The organism is Bradyrhizobium sp. CIAT3101 (genome assembly GCF_029714945.1).
Taxonomy (GTDB): domain Bacteria; phylum Pseudomonadota; class Alphaproteobacteria; order Rhizobiales; family Xanthobacteraceae; genus Bradyrhizobium.
In genome coordinates this window covers 5,811,992-5,828,833 of sequence record NZ_CP121634.1, presented here as the reverse complement: position 1 = coordinate 5,828,833, position 16,842 = coordinate 5,811,992, and the positions used below count along the sequence as shown (strand labels likewise).

The following is a 16,842-nucleotide window of genomic DNA, read 5'->3' as shown; positions in this document are numbered from 1 at the left end:
CCCTAGAGGATCCGCCATACCTCCTTCTTCACCGCGCGAATGACATCGGCTAAAGGCTGTTGGGCGTCGATCGAGACGACGCGCGCGCCGGAAAACGCCAGTCGCGGGATAGCCGCGATACGCTGCGTGATCACCGCAGGATCCATGTCGGGTTCGCGTCTGGCGCAAACCTCCGGCGGAACCACCAGCTTGATCACGATATCCGGCGGAAGGCGCTCGGCTAGCGAATAGGCTTTGGCTTCAAATCGGCGCAGCCAGGACGGAATCCCGACCAGACGCGGCATCAGCGGACCTTCGTTGAAGCCGGCGATCTCGTTCTGGGGATATCGATCCGTGACCACGACAAGTCCCCGGCGGGCCCCGCGATGCGCGGCCGACAGCTTGGACCGCTTTTCGATGGCCGTGGCCGTCGCCCAGATCGCCATGAGAGCGCTGTACACGCGGCTCGGTGGTCGATCCGAGATCTTGCCATGCGATGAGCCTTTCGGCTTGGTCTTGAACAACGGCGTGATCAGGGGGACCATCAGCTTGAGCGGCCACAGTATGAGGGAAGGGCGTCCTGCTCCGGTACCGAAATAGATCGGAACGACGTCCATTTCCTCGCCGAGCCACTGCCGAAGTGTCGCGACAATGGTCGATTTCCCACTGCCGTCGACGCCGATGACGGCCACGACGTGCCCACCACCCGGAGCGCGTCGGCTCCAAGGCCGCGGCGCCCAGAGAAAGCGCTTGTTCAGGTACCCGGCGACGAGGTGTGTGGCGCGCGTCGCGCTCCGCAGGCCTGCCTCGAGATCGTTGTAGGTCCGGTGCGGCGCGAAGTGCTTTCGGATACGCCGCCGCAGATGACGCTGATGTTCCAGCGCCGGCTGGCAATAAAGAGCATCGGCGACCATGTCGGCCAGATCGCCGCCCAGAAGCTCGGCCGCGCGCCTTCTGAGCGCCGCGCGAGGAATTCGGCTTGCGAGGTCCGCGCGGTCAAGTTCAAATTTGCGCGTCATTGCCTGCCAGTTGCGGAGCACGACAGGATCCGTTCGCCGCAGTTCGAGGCAGCCTCGCACGATCAGCAGCAATGCCTCGTCCACGGGCTCCAGGATGCGGATCGGCAGCTCCGGATGAGCAATCGCTCGCTTTGCGAGGGCCTCTTCCCACGGCAGGTGGTAGTTCTTGAGCAGGCTGGCGCCGGCGACCAGTCGAACGTGCAGATGAACATGCACGATCCGGCCGCTCGGTTCATCATGGCCGAGATAGCTCATGACCGACGGATGGTTGCGGTAGGCGACGTCGGGAAAGAGCTTGAGACCGCGCTCGAGGAGGATGGCCTGAGCGCGATGCTGATCCCGTTTTGCGACGAGCAGATCGAGATCGCCGTCGCCGGTCAGGCTGCGGTGAATTCGATTGCTGCTCTTCCAGTAGACGTAGGTGATGTCGTGCCGATCAAAGTCGTGCAACACAGTGAGAATCAACTGCAGGGTGGCGCTGTCGGTGGCCGGGCCACCGGTCGGGTCTGTTCTGTGCAGGGCATCCTGTCTCATCATTCGTGCCCTTTCCCCGCGAACGATCTGGCAAGGTGCAGCGCTTGAATCCCGATCTCCTGCACCCACCGAAATGGAAAAGAGGCGATCGCGAGGAGGCGTTGACGCAGGCCGGCGCGAGGCGCCTCCGCAGCGCCGACGGAAAATTCGCTCGCATCGCCATAGCCGTATTGCGCATGCTTCTTGAGATCGACCTGTGTCGCGATGGCCGCTGCAAAGTCACCGCGATCGTTGCCGAAGCGCCCGCCGCCGCGAAGGAGATCCAGCGCATTCTGAGCGACCTCCCGTCTCGTGCTTCCCCATTTGACGACGAAGAGAAGCTTGTCGGCGATCGAGGGGAGCAATCGGGCCTCAATGGCCGCAAGCACGGGCGGACCATCGATGATCACGCAATCGTAGCGGTCGCGCAGTTGGCGAATGAGTTCGGCGATCTGTTCGACGGCGCCTATTGGGTCAAGCCGATAGCCGGGTATCCGGACGTAGTCGAAGCCGGCCTGGGGAATGTGCCGGATCGAGTCCGCCAGCGATCGGTGCTGCAGACCGACGATTTGGCGCTCGCCAGCGTTGTCGAATTCGGTCACGCGCATGCCTCTGTGAAGGTCGATGCCGATCAGGAGCGCACGGCGCCCAAGCAGGCCGACATAGGCCGACAGGCCCCGGGCGAGCGTGGTCTTGCCTTCGCCGGCGATGCTGGAGGTGATCAGGATCGTTTTCGCATGGCCGGGCTCAGCCAGACGTAAGGTTGCGGCCGCGGACCGGAGTGCTTCCGCGTACGGCGAGAATGGCTTGACCCGAATATAATCTCCGGAGTCAGTGAGGTGGTTCGTGGGTATTTGCGGGACCAGACCGACGCAGGAGAGGCCGAACGCGTCGGCGATTTCCTTCTCGCTGCGCAGCGTCTTGTCGAGCCGCTCCTGGATGAGGGCGATGAAGCTCCCGCAGATGAGCGAGACGATCAGGGCCGGGAGCACGAACAGGATCGGATTCGGCGAGCTCGGTCGCGATGGCGGAGAGGCGAGCGAGAGGATGCTGACGTCCGGGTTGACGAGCTCTTCCTGTTCGCGAATCTCCTTCTGGCGCTGGAGAAGACTTGCGTAAAGCTGTGCGCTGGCGGCGGTTCGGCGTTCGAGTTCGCGCGGGTCGGCGCCAGGCGCCTGGTCTTCGCCGCCGGCATTGCGGCCCGCGTCGGTGCGCCGCTGGATGGCCTGGTGCAGGGCTGCACTGGTCCGCTCGATGTCGGCCTTGACCGTCGCCATTCGTTCGTCGAGCCGGGCGAGTTCGCCGCGGGTGTAGGCCCGTTGCTGCTCGGCGTTGCTCTGAACGTAGAGTTCGACGATCCGGTTGACGATGTCGGCAGCCCTCTCGGGGGTCGTCCACTGGAAGGTGACGTTGATGATGCGTGAGCGGCGTTCCTGAAGAACCTGAAGGCGACGCTGGAGATCGTCGAACTGCAGGCCTGCATCGGCGCGCCTGTGATGGAACAGCGGTCCAATCCAGATACCGAGCCGTCGCTTGAGCTCCTTCAGGCCGAATGGACCAGCCTCGCTGCTCTCGGCCTGAGCGGGTTTTGGCGCGACAGCCGGGTCCACTTCGACGCTGGATGCCAACCCGTGAAACTTTGGATCGCTCCGAAAGCTGTCGAGAACGTGGCGCAGGTGATAGGGGGACGTCAGCATGGTCACCTGAGTATCGACGGCCTGCTGCAGTGCCTCGGGACTGAGGGGCGTGCCGCCTTGAACCTGGACGACCTGCGCGGTCGCCGTGTATTTGGGCGTGATGAGCACGCCGGCGATGCCGGCCAGCATCGCTCCCACGCCTGCGATGGTGAGGATGAACTTGCGCCGCCGGCGCAGGGTCCCGATCACCTGCTGGAAGCCGGGTTCGGATGCGGTCGTGGCCTGGTCGTCCTGCCGCGGGCCTTCGTAGTCAGGCCTTAATGGTATGCTGTCGGCGATGAGACCCGTCTTGTCCATCAATTGCATCCGTACCTCCCTGCCATCGGTCCATCCTCGCGATCAGCTCGGTCTCGAGCCCAGTTGGCTCGCGCCGTATGCGGGTCGCGGGCGTGGAAGAGAGCGGCCCCAAGCGTTCGCGAGGCGAGCATGGCCGCGCAATGCGTTGCCTCTGGCGATCGGTCGCTGCTGCTGCACCGGCATCGGCTTTGCCACCAGGCAAACGGCGATCACAAACCAGAAGATGGGATGTCGAAGCAGGAAGGTGGCGATGGCGTAGATGCAGAGGCCGCACAGCAATGTCGGCAAGCCTGCTTCACCGGTCGCATAGGCGCACCTGAAAGCGGTTACCAGGAGCCAGACGAAGCTCAACACGACCAGGAGCCCGCCCTGGGTAAACAGGTCGAGCATCGTGTTGTGCGCCTCGAAGTTCGGCACGAACGAGGGCTTGGGGTGTTCGACAAACTCGGGATGGACCGTATCCAGCTTCCTCGCCGAGACGATTGATGTCGGAATTTCGAGATGCGGACCAGGGCCAAGGCCGAGCATGCCGGATTGGATCCCGCGCTTGATGGCCTGGCTCCAGAGCGCAAATCTTAGTTCCGTCTTCTCCTTGGTTTGCTCGGGGTTGTCGCGCGCCATCGACTTGGCGAGGTCGCCGGCTTCGACTGCAATCGAATAGGCCAGCGGTGCCATCGAAATCACGATGCCGGGCAAGGCCAGCACAACCACCCAGGCGAACGCCGAACGGAAGCTGATCTGCCGTGCTCGCGCGAACAGCCAGGTTCGGCACTTGAACGCCAGGAGCAGCGGTCCGGCCAGCACGAAAATGAGCGTAAAAGAATCGCTCCCGGTGATCCGGCCCGTGTAGACGGGGATGATGGCGCAGGCGAGAGCGCCGATCCGTGTACCACGCGTGGTGGACGTTTCGGCGAGATGGATCGATAGAAATCCAAGCACCATGCAGAGGACTGCAAGTTGATGCGGATTTGACGACCAGCCTCGGAATTGATCCCACCACATCGGATCGACCGAAGGAAGATTGTAGAAGCCCCAGGCGTCGGCCAGTTGTGCGAGAATGACCGGCGTGCCGAGTCCACACAGAAGCCAGGTGATGCGACGCAGCCGGGCCTCGGGGTGCGGCCCGATCACGGTCAGGCAGCTGATGGCGGCCAACAGGGGATAGGCCATGACATCGTGCATGAACCACACGGGGTCGTGCTCGTCGCCGATGAGCTTCGCCGTCAGCGTCCCGAGGCTCTGCGCAAGGGTGAACAGCGACCAGAACATCAGGAGCCGCGACAGAGCCGGCGTCAGCACGAGGTTGGCGCGCGCCGCTTCGCGGCCGAGTATCAGGGTCACCCAGATGATCAGACAGAGTTCGCCCGGCCCGACCGGCAGGCCCGCGACCCGCAATTGGGAAGCGGGTGTCAGCAGCAGCCCGAATGCGAACAAGGTGTCCAGGATCATCTGCCCGTGTCCGTCTTTCGCGCACCGAGGCGCGAGCAAGTGCCGCGCCATCGACATGCTTTCCGATTACCGCGCGGTCGACCCCTCTCCATGGCCAGCCTTCAATTCGTCCGGTTCAGAGCGATTGAGTTTTGATTGCGGCGCAAGAACACCGCCTGCAGCTCCTGCGACCCCGCGAGGGCTGAATCTCCGTTCTGCGATCCCCAGCTATAGGCGAAGTCGAAGACGGGGGCCGGTATGAGCGCGTCCCAGCGCAGGAATATCTGGTGCATCTGACTTGCGCTTGGCAGCACGTATCGGCCGCCGCCGTCATCGATCCAGCGGCCGCCGCCAAAGGTCTGGTACACCGGGACCATGTTGTCGCGAGGGATTCCAGCGGCTTCGGCTGCAGCGACATAGCGATCGATCTGATGATAGTCGCAGCCGTTCAACTCGGTCCGGCACGGATAGGGATCGATCCCGAACAGATCGACATGCGAATTGGCGGGGTTGTAGGTGTCCTTGAAGGACGGTGTTCGCGACGATGTCATCGTCATGAGAAGGATGAATGTCTTCGCGCCCGGCACGTTGGCATGTATCCAGTCCGACTCGGCCTTGAGATTGTCAGCCGTGCAGAGCGAAAAATGCTTCCCGGTCGGATCCGGGTCGTCCATCAAATAGAAGCCGAACAGTTTTTCATTGCCGATGTAGGGGCTGACTGCGTCCATGAATTTCGCGTCTGCGCCGTTGCATTGGCCGATCCACACGAGGCCCCTGACGCCGTCAGGCAGAGAGTCCAATTGCGCCGGGCTGCTGACGTCGGCCAGATTGAAGCCGGCGACGGCGGGAACGTAGTTACCAGCGGGGTCGAAGTTACCGTTGGAGGCGAAATGCAGCGCTGCCCTGGAGCTCGCGCGCGTCGGCGCGTCGAAGGCCAGACCCTGCAGGAGTAACGCACCGGTGGCCATAAAACATGCCACCACAAACCATGCTACATATGGAGCACGTGCAAATGTCCTTACAGGACGCCGCATGTCGCATCCTCGGTTGTCGATCCGAGCCTCTCGTTGCTGAGTGGGTTAATGGCGCGCACGGTCAATCAACGTCCTGTAGAGAGCCGCATGATCAGCGACGACGGTCGCCAGTGAGAATTCCTGCCTGACATGCCTGCCGGCACGATCGGCCATCGCGCGCCCCTTCTCTCGATTCTCGAGCAGATAGAGGATCTTTGCGGCCAATACCGGCGGCGCGCCGGGCGGTGCCAGAAAACCATTCCAGCCGTCGCGAATGACCTCAGCGCAGCCCGGCATGGTCGTGGTCACGATGGGGGCGCCGGCGAGTGCCGCCTCGAGGAGAACGCGCGGCACGCCCTCGCGGTATTCGGTCGGAAACGCGAATACATCCGCGAGCCTGAGCAAAGCCGGGATATCCGATCTTGATCCGATCGCCTTCACATAGGGGGCATGCCGATCGATCTCGGCTTGCGAAATGGCGAGCGGACCTTCGGACTCGCGCGGCCCGACGAGCAGGAAGCGCACATTGGGACGGACCTCGTGCACCCGCGCGGCCGCTTCGAGCAGCGCCGGAATACCCTTCTGCCTCGTCATCCGCGTCACGGTCATCACGATTTCGGCGTCGCCAAGCCCAAGTTCCTCGCGGAGCTGGGCCGGCGAAGGTCCTGACATCAGCGCGCGATCGAAACCCTCGACATCGACACCGGCGCCCCGGATCAGAACCGGCATCTTTCCCGCGATCCCGTGACGCTCGAAAAACGCGCGATCATCGCTGATTTCAAACACTGTGGCCGCGGTCGTGCGAGCCGCGAGCTTATGGAGCGCGCGATACACGGGACGCAGCGTCAGGGCGAGGGGAGATCGCGACGAGTAGAGGAAAGCACGTCCGTTGATCGTGCGAACAGCCAATACGCCGGGAGCGCTTCGCGCAGCCAGAGGCAGGTAGATCGATGGCTTGGTGTCGAAGCTTTGCGCCAGATCAGGCTGTTCCTCGACCAGGATCTTCGCAAGGCTCTTGATCGACGCCAGGTCGGCGCGCGGGTTCACGAACCGGTCGAACTTGAACCCCCGATAGCGGATGCCCGCGTGTACAAAGGGCGCGGGGTCGCCGCTTCCGACCGCGGTGATGCGGAAGCCGTGATCGCGCAACGCGCACATAGCGGGAATCCGAAGGTGATGATCTTCGCCTCCGATGTAAAGAAGATGTGGCTGTAGCGGATCGTGCTGGTCGCTCCAGAGTCCATTTGGTTCGTCATTGAGGACGTGAGGACTGTGCATGGTCTCGCTGTCCAGCCGTGGTCTCAACATACATCCAGCTCCTGTACTCGACATCGGTGGCGTCTTGGCAAAGCCCGCCAGCCTGTCGCCAACTGAGAACCTCATCATCCGCTGGGTCGCAGCTCTCTTGAGCGGTGTGCTGCTGCCCATCCCTCGATCGAACGACGCCCGATCGAGAGCTCCGACATCCGCAGGGAAGCGCCGTTTTCACGTTGCAACCTAGAGAGTTGTCAGTGATCCACTCCTATCAACGGCGTATGCGAGAGCCTATTCGAATAAAGGGGTAATCACACGGCCGCGCGCGATCCGCTGCGGTTCGTTGCGATTTGCGATGCGGGGACTTTGAGCAGGGATTCGTTGTCACGGTGGCGTGCTCTCGGGAGGAATTGGATCGTCGGTGTACGATGGCTGCCTGAACGGAAGCTGGACCGCACGGCGAGGGTCCTTCGATTGCGCAACGCCGAGCGAGAAGAACCGCAACGGCTGGCTTCTAGCTCCTTTGGAGTACCTCGGAGCGGGCGGCAGACCGGGACAAATTGTCCTGCCGCACGCGTCTCCTGCCGCGACGACAGCACGGGCCTCTCGGGAGACAAACATCGATGCGTACTTCGGGACTACCTATTTGGGTGTAGGGAAGCAGCGAGTGTACCGCGCATTAGCCGTACGGATGATCCGTGAGTGAGGTTAATGTCGTACCCGAAGGGCCCCTGCAGCAGTGGACAGTCGGCATTCAGAGCGGACCTGGTGCAATCGATCGCGCGATGCTGGCGGACCAGATGTGGGATGGTCGAAATATGGTGTCTCCAGGTGAATCAGGGATTTTCTCGCTCGTCCTGTTGCTCCGGCTGCACGGTATTGCAGCCGACGAGCGGCAACTCTGCCACCGATTAGGCACGCGCCAGATCGGGGTGACCGAAATGTTGCGGTGCGCCAAGGCTTTCGGCCTGAAGGCGCGCACGATGAGAACCCGCTGGGCGCGTCTTCCCCGCATCGCCTTGCCGGGTATCGCGGTGCTCAACGATGGTGGCTTCCTCCTGGTGGGCAAGGCGGACGGGGACGAGGTTTTGGTTCAGCGTCCCTCGGACCCCCGTCCGCTCAAGCTCAAGCAAGCCGAATTCGAGGCGATCTGGGACGGCCGCCTGGTCCTGATGGCGCGCCGGGCGTCGCTTTCGGATCTCTCGCGCCGGTTCGACTTCACCTGGTTTCTCGGCGCGATCCAGAAATATCGCTCCCTCCTGGGAGAGGTACTGGTCGCATCCTTCTTCCTCCAGGTATTCGCGCTCATCAGTCCGCTGTTCTTTCAAGTGGTGATCGACAAGGTCCTGGTGCATCGCGGCATCAGCACGCTGGAAGTCCTCGTGATCGGACTGGCTGCGATCGCGGTGTTCGAAGCCGTTCTGGGCAGCTTGCGCACTTACCTCTTTTCTCACACGACCAACCGCATCGACGTCGAGCTCGGTGCGCGGCTCTATCACCATCTGGTCTCGTTACCGCTGATGTATTTTCAGGCGCGGCGCGTCGGTGACTCGGTTGCCCGCGTTCAGGAGCTGGAAAATATCCGCAACTTCCTGACGAGCTCGGCGCTGACCTTCATCATCGACTTCATGTTCACCGCAGTCTTCATCGCGGTCATGTTTGTCTACTCGCCGATGCTGACGCTGATCGTGCTGGCGGCGTTCCCGTTCTACCTGGGCATTTCGGCGATTGCGACACCCCTGTTCCGGCAGCGCCTGGATGAGAAGTTTCGGCGCGGAGCAGAAAACCAGGCTTTTCTGGTCGAGAGCATAACGGGCGTGCAAACGTTGAAGGCCCTGGCCGTCGAGCCCCAGATGAACCGGCGCTGGGAAGAGCAGCTTGCCGGTTATGTGTCCGCGAGCTTCCGGGTCGTGAGCCTCGGCAATATCGCAAGCCAGGCGGTGCAATTGGTCAGTCACCTGGTCACGGTTGCGGTGCTGTTTTTCGGCGCGAAACTGGTGATCGAAGGCGGCCTGACCGTCGGTGAACTGGTGGCCTTCAACATGCTGGCCAACCGCGTGAACATGCCGGTATTGCGCATTGCCCAGATCTGGCAGGATTTCCACCAGGTTCGCCTGTCCATCGAGCGGCTAGGCGACATCCTCAATACGCGGCCGGAGCCGACCATCAGCGTGGGGCGCGCCGTGCTTCCGCCGATTCAAGGCGCCGTTACGTTCGATCACGTCGGATTTCGCTATCGCGTCGACGGACCCGAGACGTTGCGCAACGTCAGCTTCCATGTTCCGGCCGGGCAGGTGGTTGGTATTGTGGGTCCGTCCGGCTCGGGCAAGAGCACCCTGACCAAGCTCATCGAGCGACTATACGTGCCGGAAAGCGGCCGGGTTCTGGTCGATGGCGTCGATCTGGCCATGACGGATGCCGCCTGGCTGCGGCGGCAGGTGGGCGTTGTCCTGCAAGAGGACGTGCTTTTCAACCGGACCGTGGCCGAGAACATCGCGCTCGCCGATCCCGGCATGCCGATGCAGCGGATCGTCGATGCGGCCACGCTTGCCGGCGCACACGAGTTCATACTCGAGCTACCCGAAGGCTACGATACGATGGTCGGCGAGCGCGGGTGCAGCCTTTCGGGCGGCCAGCGGCAGCGCATCGCGATCGCCCGCGCCCTCGTCAATGATCCCCGCGTTTTGATTTTCGACGAGGCCACCAGCGCGCTCGACTACGAAAGCGAGCGCATCATCCAGGACAACATGCGGCGTATTTGTGAAGGGCGTACCGTTTTCATCATCGCTCACCGGCTTTCCACGGTGCGGCGCGCAAATCGCATCATCACGATCGATCACGGGCGGATCGTGGAGGACGGCACCCACGACGAACTGATCCGCTCGAACGGGCGCTATGCGAACCTGCATTTGCTACAGGCAGGCACCCATGACGGCCGCTAGACGCATTATCCGGTTTCCCGATAACCGCCGGCGCCGCGCGGACGAGGCCGCCTTTCTCCCCGCCGCGCTGGAAGTCATGGAGAAGCCGCCGTCGCCGGTCGGCCGTGCCATCGGATTGACCATCATCCTGCTGTTCTGCTCAGCTCTGGCCTGGGCCACGCTCTGCAGGGTCGACGTGGTTGCAACCGCGCCGGGCAAGATCGTGGTTAATGGTCGGACCAAGGTGATCCAGCCCGCCGAAACAGGGGTTGTGCGGGCAATTCATGTGCGGGACGGCGCGACGGTACGGGCCGGCGACGTGCTGATCGAGCTCGATCCGACCATCAGTGGGGCTGAGCTTGACCATGTGAAGGCCGATCTGATCGCTGCCCAGTTGGATATCGCGAGGTTGCGGGCGGCGCTGGCGCCGGGCGACCCGATCGCCGCCTTCGTCCCCCCGGTCGGGGCCAGCCCGCAGGCGATCGAACTCCATCGTCAATTCCTCGCCAGTCAGATGGCAGAGCAGGCGACCAAGCTGTCGGAACTCGACAGGCAGTTGGCGCAGAAGAAGGCGGAGAGCGAGACCATTGCGGCGACGATATCGAAGCTCGATGCAACGATCCCGCTGCTCGAGGAGCGCGTGAACGTCCGCAAATACCTTTACGACAAGGCAATCGGGTCGAAGATCACCTATCTCACCGAGGCTCAGGACCTGGTCGGCCAGCAGCATGACATTCTCGTTCAGCAGAGCCGGTTGCGCGAGGTAGAGGCGGCGACGGCAAGTCTTGCGCAGGCCAGATCCAAGGCGGAAGCGGAGTTCCGCCGGACGCTCTATGATGACCTGTCCAAGGTTGAACAGCGGGCCGCGGGCCTCGCCCAGGACGCCATCAAGGCCGAGCAAAAGGCCAAGCTGCAGGTTCTGACGGCGCCTGTCGACGGCGTGGTGCAGCAATTGGCGGTACACACGATCGGCGGAGTGGTCACGCCGGCGCAAACTCTGGCGGCCGTCGTTTCGCTGAACCCGGATTTCGAGATCGAGGCAATGGTATCCAACCGCGATATCGGCTTTGTCGTCCCCGGGCAGACCGTTGCAATCAAGGTCGATACCTTCAATTTCACCCGGTACGGTCTGCTGGATGGGCGCGTGCTCAGCATTTCACGCGATGCCATCATGAGGGATCGCCGCGAGGAGGGGACGAGGGATCAACCCGGAGGCGCCGAGACCGCGTCCAGCGAGCCGAAAGGGCAGGAGCTGATCTACGCGGCCCGGGTCAGCCTCGACCGGACCACGATGATGATCGAGGGGCGGACCGTCCAATTGTCGCCTGGAATGGCGGTGACCGTCGAAATCAAGACCGGTTCGCGACGGATCATCAGCTATCTGCTTTCGCCGCTGACGCGATACAATCAGGAAATGCTGCGCGAGAGATAGGATCGGGCCGCCGGATGGATCCGGGCGGGAGCTTGATCTTGCAAGCTTGATCTTGGCGGGCTCCATCGGCGTCCAGGCACGCGGCTCAGGGCCCCGTGACGCTGGCGCCTGGCTGCATTACGGGAACAGCGCGATCCGCCCCAAGAGGGAGACGAGCTCCACCTGCCGTCGTGTCTGCGTCTTGACGAAGAGGGATGCGAGATGCGAGCGGATCGTCGCCCGGCTCAGCCGCTGGGTGCGGGAAATATCCAGCAGATTGCCACCGCGCGCCAATTCGATCGCGAGTTGGGTTTCCGCGGCCGTCAGGTTGAACAGTCGTTGCAGCGTGCGGGGTGACGGCTCCGGACGGGCATCGAGATCGAGCAGGATGACGGTGTACGTTTCGTCCGGCCAGACATTCGTCATCTGGTTCACGAGGCTCGTTATGCCTTCGTTGAAGGACGTCGCCAGCCACGACATCGAACCCGCAGGAAGTTCGACGCTCGCCCGCTTTGCGATCTCCCTTACAACGCCGTACAGCGATTTCGTACCCGCCGCGAACTCACTGTAGCGCTCCAATATGGCGCGTCCGGTCGGGCTGACCTCGACCACATGGCCCTGCTTCAGCACAACGTGCGCGCAGCCGACACGGCCTAGAGCCGCATGCAACTCGTCGCGCATATCGGACGGACTGTCCTCGGGCAGAGTGGGCGGAACACGGTTGGAGATGTTGAAAATGGTCTCCTTGGATTGGTAACGCGATGCAACCGAGCTGCTCTGGTTCAAGTTCAGCATGATGCCCCGTTCCCTCTTGCCTCAACCAAATGAATGAGCGTCCGACGATCATTCTCCAATTGCCGTACGTGTTGTAAACGTTCAATCGGTGGTAGGAGGTCAGCTTTGGGGGTAATCCGGTTGCACTTTTTGACGAAGGCAGGCGACGCCGGCCCGGCGTTCCGGGTCCGTCGATCGAGGGCTCATGTCATGGTCGATGGGAGCAGCAGCTCCGGAGCTCGGTATGCCGCCGCTCAGGCCAGTGATCTCAGGAGCCGCCCTGCTGCCGCAGCGTGATTTCGATCACGTCACCCGGCTCGAGGTCGAAGTCTTCGGATGCCGTGATCTTCTCCCATTGCGGGCCGGACTTTCGGACGACGGTAACCTGGGGCCGCAGATCACCTGCTCCCGCCGGCAGTGCTGCGCTGCCGCTGACCGGCTGCAACTTTTGCCCCAGAGATCGCATTTTGATGCGCAGGTCCGTCATATGAGCATTTGAGTCTCGTAGTTCACGCAGCAGGGTTACGGTACGCAGGCTTGCCACGCGGTCGATCTGCCGGGCCGAGTCCTCGCGCTGGCGCTGAAGGCGCATGAGCTCCACCGTGGTTTGCAGCCGTCGGGTCGAGGACAGCAAAAGGGCGCGACGACTTTCGGTCACGCGCGGGCTCGGTAGCGAGCCGGAACCGAACAGCTTGACCACGCGATCGAGCTCTTCCTCATCGGCTTGCACGCCTTTCTCTTCTCCCTCCTGTTGCTTGCTGAGAGCGGCGAATTGTCCGTCCGCTTGCTTGACCGCATCCTCCAGAAATCGGCGCTCCTTGCGGTAGTCGGTCTGCGCGGTTTTCAGCGACTCTGCCTCGGCTTGCACAATCGGAGCGATGGCAGATGCCGGCAAGGATATTTCCTGAGGTATGGTCTGGTCGAACGTGTCCTTGTTTGCCAGTTCGGCATCGATGCGAAGGACGTGGAAATACTCCTTCACGTACTCGGTGGAGAAAGACTGGTAGTCGCGCAGGAGGTCAGCCGGATCATTGGTGCCCGGCTGGTTCCGGGAGCGCAGCAGGCTATAGCCGCCGGAAACGGCGACAGCCTGACGCACGGTCATCGATGACCTGTACGCCAATTGTCCCGGCGTGAGAACGTCGCCGGTCACGTAGATCGGTCGATACTCCACCACACTCGCGGTGACGTCTCCGGGCACGACGACGATCGCTTGCTCACGTCCGTCGGGCAAACGTTGCCGCAGGACCCTGGATTGCAGCAGTGTCTCCATCCGGCTCTGCAACTCGGCGGTGGTCATGCCGGCGACCTCGACAGTGCCGATTCCGGGGATGGCGATTGTGCCGTCGATCTGGATCTGCGCCCTGTGGCGTTGCTCGGACGCACCGCCGATCGATACCTCCACGGTATCGCCTGCCGCGAGGCGATACGGCGCAGCGAAGCAGGCATTGCTGACCAACAGAGCCATCGCCGTCGCGCAGGCAAGTGAGATGAGGCTGAACGTCTTCCGGGGCCTGGTGCGATCCATGGCGATCTCCTGCATTATCTGGCCACGCCTGGTACGGCGCGGCTGTCATTCCCGGCGAAGCGAGCCGCTGGCGCTCGCGATGACGTCCCAGTCCCGCGAACGACATGCCTCGCAATACGCCGGTGGTCGACCGATCCCATCATGTCATGAAATCCGCTTGCCGCCGGACTTGCTTGGCGGAGAGGCGAGCTCGCCACCAATTGACGGTTTGTTCCAGGCCATCGCGCAGCGTCACCTTCGGCGTCCAGCCGGTCGCCTTCACGAACCGGGTCGAGTCGGCGAGGAGCGCGCGCACCTCCGAGTTCGTCGGCCGCAAGCGCTTGGCGTCGTGTTCGATCGGCTTGCGACTGGCTGTCAGCTCGAGAATGACATCGATCAGCTGGCCGATGGAGATGGCGCGCTGACTGCCGGCGTTGTAGGCGTGGCCAAATTCGAGGTCATCCACGAGCCCGGCCGCCATGAATGCCGCGGCGGTGTCCGTGACAAACGTCAGATCACGTACAGGCGTGGTATCGCCGACCATGATCGCGCGGCAGTCGGGATCGAGCACCTGCCGGATGATCGTGCCGATGATCGCGCGCTCGCTTTGTCGAGGTCCGAACGTGTTGAACGGCCGGAGGATCACGACGGGAAGGCCAAACGAGCGCGCGAAGGCCTCCGCCATCATATCCGCGCCGATCTTTGAAGCAGAGTAGGGCGATTGCCCCTGGAGCGGATGGGACTCGTCGATCGGCATTGTGAGCGCCGTGCCGTAGACCTCGCTCGTCGAGGTCACGACGACCCGCTCAGTGCCATGTTGGCGGGCCGCTTCGAGAACGTTCAACGTTCCGAGGACGTTGGTCTCCACATAGGATTGCGGCGCAACATAGGAGTAAGGGATGGCGATCAGGGCCGCGAGATGGAAGACGTAATTCTGACCCTGGACGATGCGTCCGACGAAGGCCGCGTCGCGAATGTCCCCGCGCACCAGATTGACCGCCTGTCGGGTCGACGGCGGGAGATCGTCGAGCCAGCCATGGCTGTCGAAAGAGTTGTATTGCGCCAAGGCGGTCACGGCGGCCCCTGCCGAAACGAGCGCCTCCGTCAGATGCGAGCCGATGAAGCCGTCGGCTCCCGTCACGAGAATCTTCGCCCCTTTGTAGCTCATCGCCGTAGCCCTCTCTCACTCTGTCATTCTGATCGATGCTTCCGCCTCAACGCATTCCAGCATTCCACTGCGATGACCTGCGCGGCGCGGGCGATCCAGCCGAAATCGGATGCGAGCGTTCGGCGCGGAAAATAGGCAAGGTCGACCCTCGCCTTGGCCGGAAACAGGACCTCCCGATAAAAGTCCGGCGCCGGCGCGTCAGTCGGATACAAGCTACTTTCGTGTCGGAACAGGACCTGACACGGGCCAAAGACGCCTGGTTTATGGTCGAGCACTTTTTCAAAGCCGTCGCGAAAGCAGTCCGAAAAGCTGAGCGACTCCGGGCGGGGTCCGACGAGAGACATATCGCCCCGCAGGACGTTCCAGAGTTGCGGCAGCTCGTCGAGCTTGGTCGCGGCGAGGATCCGGCCGACGGTCGTCATACGTTCGTCGGCCGCCAGCGTCAGAGGAGAGCCGTCGGTGCCGCAGTTCGGCCCGAACTTGCGGAATTTGTACATCCGAAATGGCTCGCCGCGCTGTCCCAGGCGTAGCTGCGTAAACAGGATCGGCCGGCCGCTCTCGAGCCAGATGACAAGCGCGACGATGACGAAGACAGGCGAAAGTAGCGTCATCGCGAGGCCGACGGTGAGCACGTCGATCGCGCGCCGAACATCCAGATGGGAGGAGCGAGACTGAGCCGCGTAGCGGCTCGCCGTCTCGGGCACCGTCATGCGACCGCTCCCATCGGGTAGTCGGCGGCGAGTGCGGCCGCCAGCGCATTCACGACCTTGTCGACGTCCAATGTCGACATTCGGGGATGCAGAGGCAGCGTCAGCTCGCGGCGCGCGAAATCCTCGGTGCGCGGGAGGGCCAGCTCCGGGTAGAGATCCCTGTAGAACGTCAGGCGATGGACGGGCGGATAGTGAACCGTGGTCTGGACGCCGCGCTTGCGAAGGCGATCGATGATGCGCTGGCGGCTCGTGGCCGGCGGCAGCACGATCGGTAGCAAGTGGTGGGTCGACGGCCAGGGGGCCTCGAATGGCACCACCACCGACGGGCAGTGCTCCGCGATGAGCTCGCGATAGGTGGCCGACAGCCGCCGTCTGCAATCGTTCCATTCCGGCAGCTTCTTCAGCTGCACGAGACCGAGCGCGGCGCGCAGTTCATCCATCCGGTAGTTGAAGCCGAGGATCGTCACGTCGTAGTCCGGACGGCGGCTGGTGAGCCGTTGCCGCGCGCCACTCGTCATCCCGTGAGCGCGGGCCTGCCGGATGGTCTCGCGCAAGGTGCGGCTGCGCGCGATGATCGCGCCGCCCTCGGCGGTGGTCATGTTCTTGTTGCCGTAGAAACTGAATGCAGCGGCTTCGCCATAGCTGCCGACCTCGGGCAACCCGGGCGCATGAGCTGCGTCTTCGATCAGGAGCAGGCCCTTTCGGCGGGCAAAGGATTGCCAGGCGTCGCGGTGGGCCAGGTAGCCGGCAAAATGCACCAGGACGATGGCCTTGGTCCTCGACGTGCACTTCGCTTCCGCGTCGTCCAGTGACATCAACGGAACGTCCGCAGATCCGATATCGACGAAGACCGGTCGGGCGCCGACATAGAGAACGCTGTTGGCGGTCGCGACGAAGGTCAGGGACGGAACGAGGACCTCGTCTCCCGGGCCAATGCCGAGGGCATGCAGGATGAGGTGGAGAGCCGCCGTACAGGAGCCGACAGCGACGGAGTCCTCGGCCTCGTGCAAGCGGGCGAAGGCCTGCTCGAACTCGCGAACCCGGTCCCCCATGGTGACCCAGCCGCTTTCAATGACGGCGGTGAGAGCTGCTTTTTCTTCGTCCCCCAGGACCGGCTCAGATACCAAAAGCATGTGTTCGTCTCCAATCTG

The 16,842-nt window shown here is 62.9% G+C and carries 12 protein-coding genes; 2 read left to right on the top strand and 10 right to left on the bottom strand.

All coding sequences use genetic code 11. The features are described from left to right. Positions 1-2 precede the first annotated feature (2 nt). From QA645_RS27630 to QA645_RS27610, 5 genes are all read right to left on the bottom strand, one after another. Entirely contained in the window at positions 3-1,535 is a 1,533-nt protein-coding gene (locus tag QA645_RS27630; protein ID WP_283044650.1) for a hypothetical protein, read from the bottom strand. Beyond that, on the bottom strand, positions 1,532-3,505 hold the full coding sequence (locus QA645_RS27625) for a Wzz/FepE/Etk N-terminal domain-containing protein (RefSeq protein WP_283053367.1): 1,974 nt from the start codon (positions 3,503-3,505) through the stop codon (positions 1,532-1,534). The genes QA645_RS27630 and QA645_RS27625 overlap by 4 nt, the downstream gene beginning before the upstream one ends. A 42-nt stretch (positions 3,506-3,547) precedes the next feature. Further along, positions 3,548-4,954, bottom strand: coding sequence for an O-antigen ligase family protein (locus QA645_RS27620; RefSeq protein WP_283044649.1), 1,407 nt, complete (start codon positions 4,952-4,954; stop codon positions 3,548-3,550). A gap of 101 nt (positions 4,955-5,055) precedes the next feature. Next, entirely contained in the window at positions 5,056-5,901 is an 846-nt protein-coding gene (locus tag QA645_RS27615) for a hypothetical protein (protein WP_283044648.1), read from the bottom strand. Between the two features lie 111 nt (positions 5,902-6,012). Then, positions 6,013-7,104, bottom strand: a complete 1,092-nt coding sequence (locus QA645_RS27610) for a glycosyltransferase (protein ID WP_283044647.1) — start codon at positions 7,102-7,104, stop codon at positions 6,013-6,015. An 881-nt stretch (positions 7,105-7,985) separates the two neighbouring features. On the opposite strand from QA645_RS27610, the gene QA645_RS27605 reads away from it, so the two are divergent. Further along, the gene (locus QA645_RS27605; protein ID WP_283044646.1) at positions 7,986-10,142 is read left to right on the top strand and encodes a type I secretion system permease/ATPase; all 2,157 of its coding nucleotides are present in this window, start codon (positions 7,986-7,988) and stop codon (positions 10,140-10,142) included. Next, entirely contained in the window at positions 10,129-11,553 is a 1,425-nt protein-coding gene (locus tag QA645_RS27600) for an HlyD family type I secretion periplasmic adaptor subunit (RefSeq protein WP_283044645.1), read from the top strand. Before QA645_RS27605 ends, QA645_RS27600 begins: the two co-directional genes overlap by 14 nt. A 117-nt stretch (positions 11,554-11,670) precedes the next feature. On the opposite strand, the gene QA645_RS27595 is transcribed toward QA645_RS27600, so the two are convergent. The 5 genes from QA645_RS27595 to QA645_RS27575 all read right to left on the bottom strand — a co-directional run bounded on the left by QA645_RS27595 (position 11,671) and on the right by QA645_RS27575 (position 16,824). Further along, the gene (locus tag QA645_RS27595; protein WP_254130532.1) at positions 11,671-12,327 is read right to left on the bottom strand and encodes a helix-turn-helix transcriptional regulator; all 657 of its coding nucleotides are present in this window, start codon (positions 12,325-12,327) and stop codon (positions 11,671-11,673) included. A 247-nt stretch (positions 12,328-12,574) separates the two neighbouring features. Beyond that, a complete protein-coding gene (locus QA645_RS27590; RefSeq protein WP_283044644.1) occupies positions 12,575-13,834 on the bottom strand; it encodes a polysaccharide biosynthesis/export family protein in 1,260 nt (419 codons plus the stop codon). A 139-nt stretch (positions 13,835-13,973) separates the two neighbouring features. After that, a complete protein-coding gene (locus QA645_RS27585; RefSeq protein WP_283044643.1) occupies positions 13,974-14,981 on the bottom strand; it encodes a GDP-mannose 4,6-dehydratase in 1,008 nt (335 codons plus the stop codon). Between the two features lie 23 nt (positions 14,982-15,004). Next, positions 15,005-15,691, bottom strand: coding sequence for a sugar transferase (locus tag QA645_RS27580; protein WP_254130535.1), 687 nt, complete (start codon positions 15,689-15,691; stop codon positions 15,005-15,007). After that, complete coding sequence (locus QA645_RS27575) at positions 15,688-16,824, bottom strand: DegT/DnrJ/EryC1/StrS aminotransferase family protein (RefSeq protein ID WP_254130536.1); 1,137 nt, start codon at positions 16,822-16,824, stop codon at positions 15,688-15,690. Before QA645_RS27575 ends, QA645_RS27580 begins: the two co-directional genes overlap by 4 nt. Between the last annotated feature and the right edge of the window lie 18 nt (positions 16,825-16,842).

What these genes read in the sequence shown, in the direction of transcription:
- QA645_RS27600 (WP_283044645.1), top strand. Translation starts at nt 10,129, where the DNA reads ATGACGGCCGCTAGACGCATTATCCGGTTTCCCGATAACCGCCGGCGC.
- QA645_RS27580 (WP_254130535.1), bottom strand. Translation starts at nt 15,691, where the DNA reads ATGACGGTGCCCGAGACGGCGAGCCGCTACGCGGCTCAGTCTCGCTCC.
- QA645_RS27625 (WP_283053367.1), bottom strand. Translation starts at nt 3,505, where the DNA reads ATGGACAAGACGGGTCTCATCGCCGACAGCATACCATTAAGGCCTGAC.
- QA645_RS27595 (WP_254130532.1), bottom strand. Translation starts at nt 12,327, where the DNA reads ATGCTGAACTTGAACCAGAGCAGCTCGGTTGCATCGCGTTACCAATCC.
- QA645_RS27620 (WP_283044649.1), bottom strand. Translation starts at nt 4,954, where the DNA reads ATGATCCTGGACACCTTGTTCGCATTCGGGCTGCTGCTGACACCCGCT.
- QA645_RS27585 (WP_283044643.1), bottom strand. Translation starts at nt 14,981, where the DNA reads ATGAGCTACAAAGGGGCGAAGATTCTCGTGACGGGAGCCGACGGCTTC.
- QA645_RS27610 (WP_283044647.1), bottom strand. Translation starts at nt 7,104, where the DNA reads ATGTGCGCGTTGCGCGATCACGGCTTCCGCATCACCGCGGTCGGAAGC.
- QA645_RS27630 (WP_283044650.1), bottom strand. Translation starts at nt 1,535, where the DNA reads ATGATGAGACAGGATGCCCTGCACAGAACAGACCCGACCGGTGGCCCG.
- QA645_RS27605 (WP_283044646.1), top strand. Translation starts at nt 7,986, where the DNA reads ATGCTGGCGGACCAGATGTGGGATGGTCGAAATATGGTGTCTCCAGGT.
- QA645_RS27575 (WP_254130536.1), bottom strand. Translation starts at nt 16,824, where the DNA reads ATGCTTTTGGTATCTGAGCCGGTCCTGGGGGACGAAGAAAAAGCAGCT.
- QA645_RS27615 (WP_283044648.1), bottom strand. Translation starts at nt 5,901, where the DNA reads ATGGCCACCGGTGCGTTACTCCTGCAGGGTCTGGCCTTCGACGCGCCG.
- QA645_RS27590 (WP_283044644.1), bottom strand. Translation starts at nt 13,834, where the DNA reads ATGGATCGCACCAGGCCCCGGAAGACGTTCAGCCTCATCTCACTTGCC.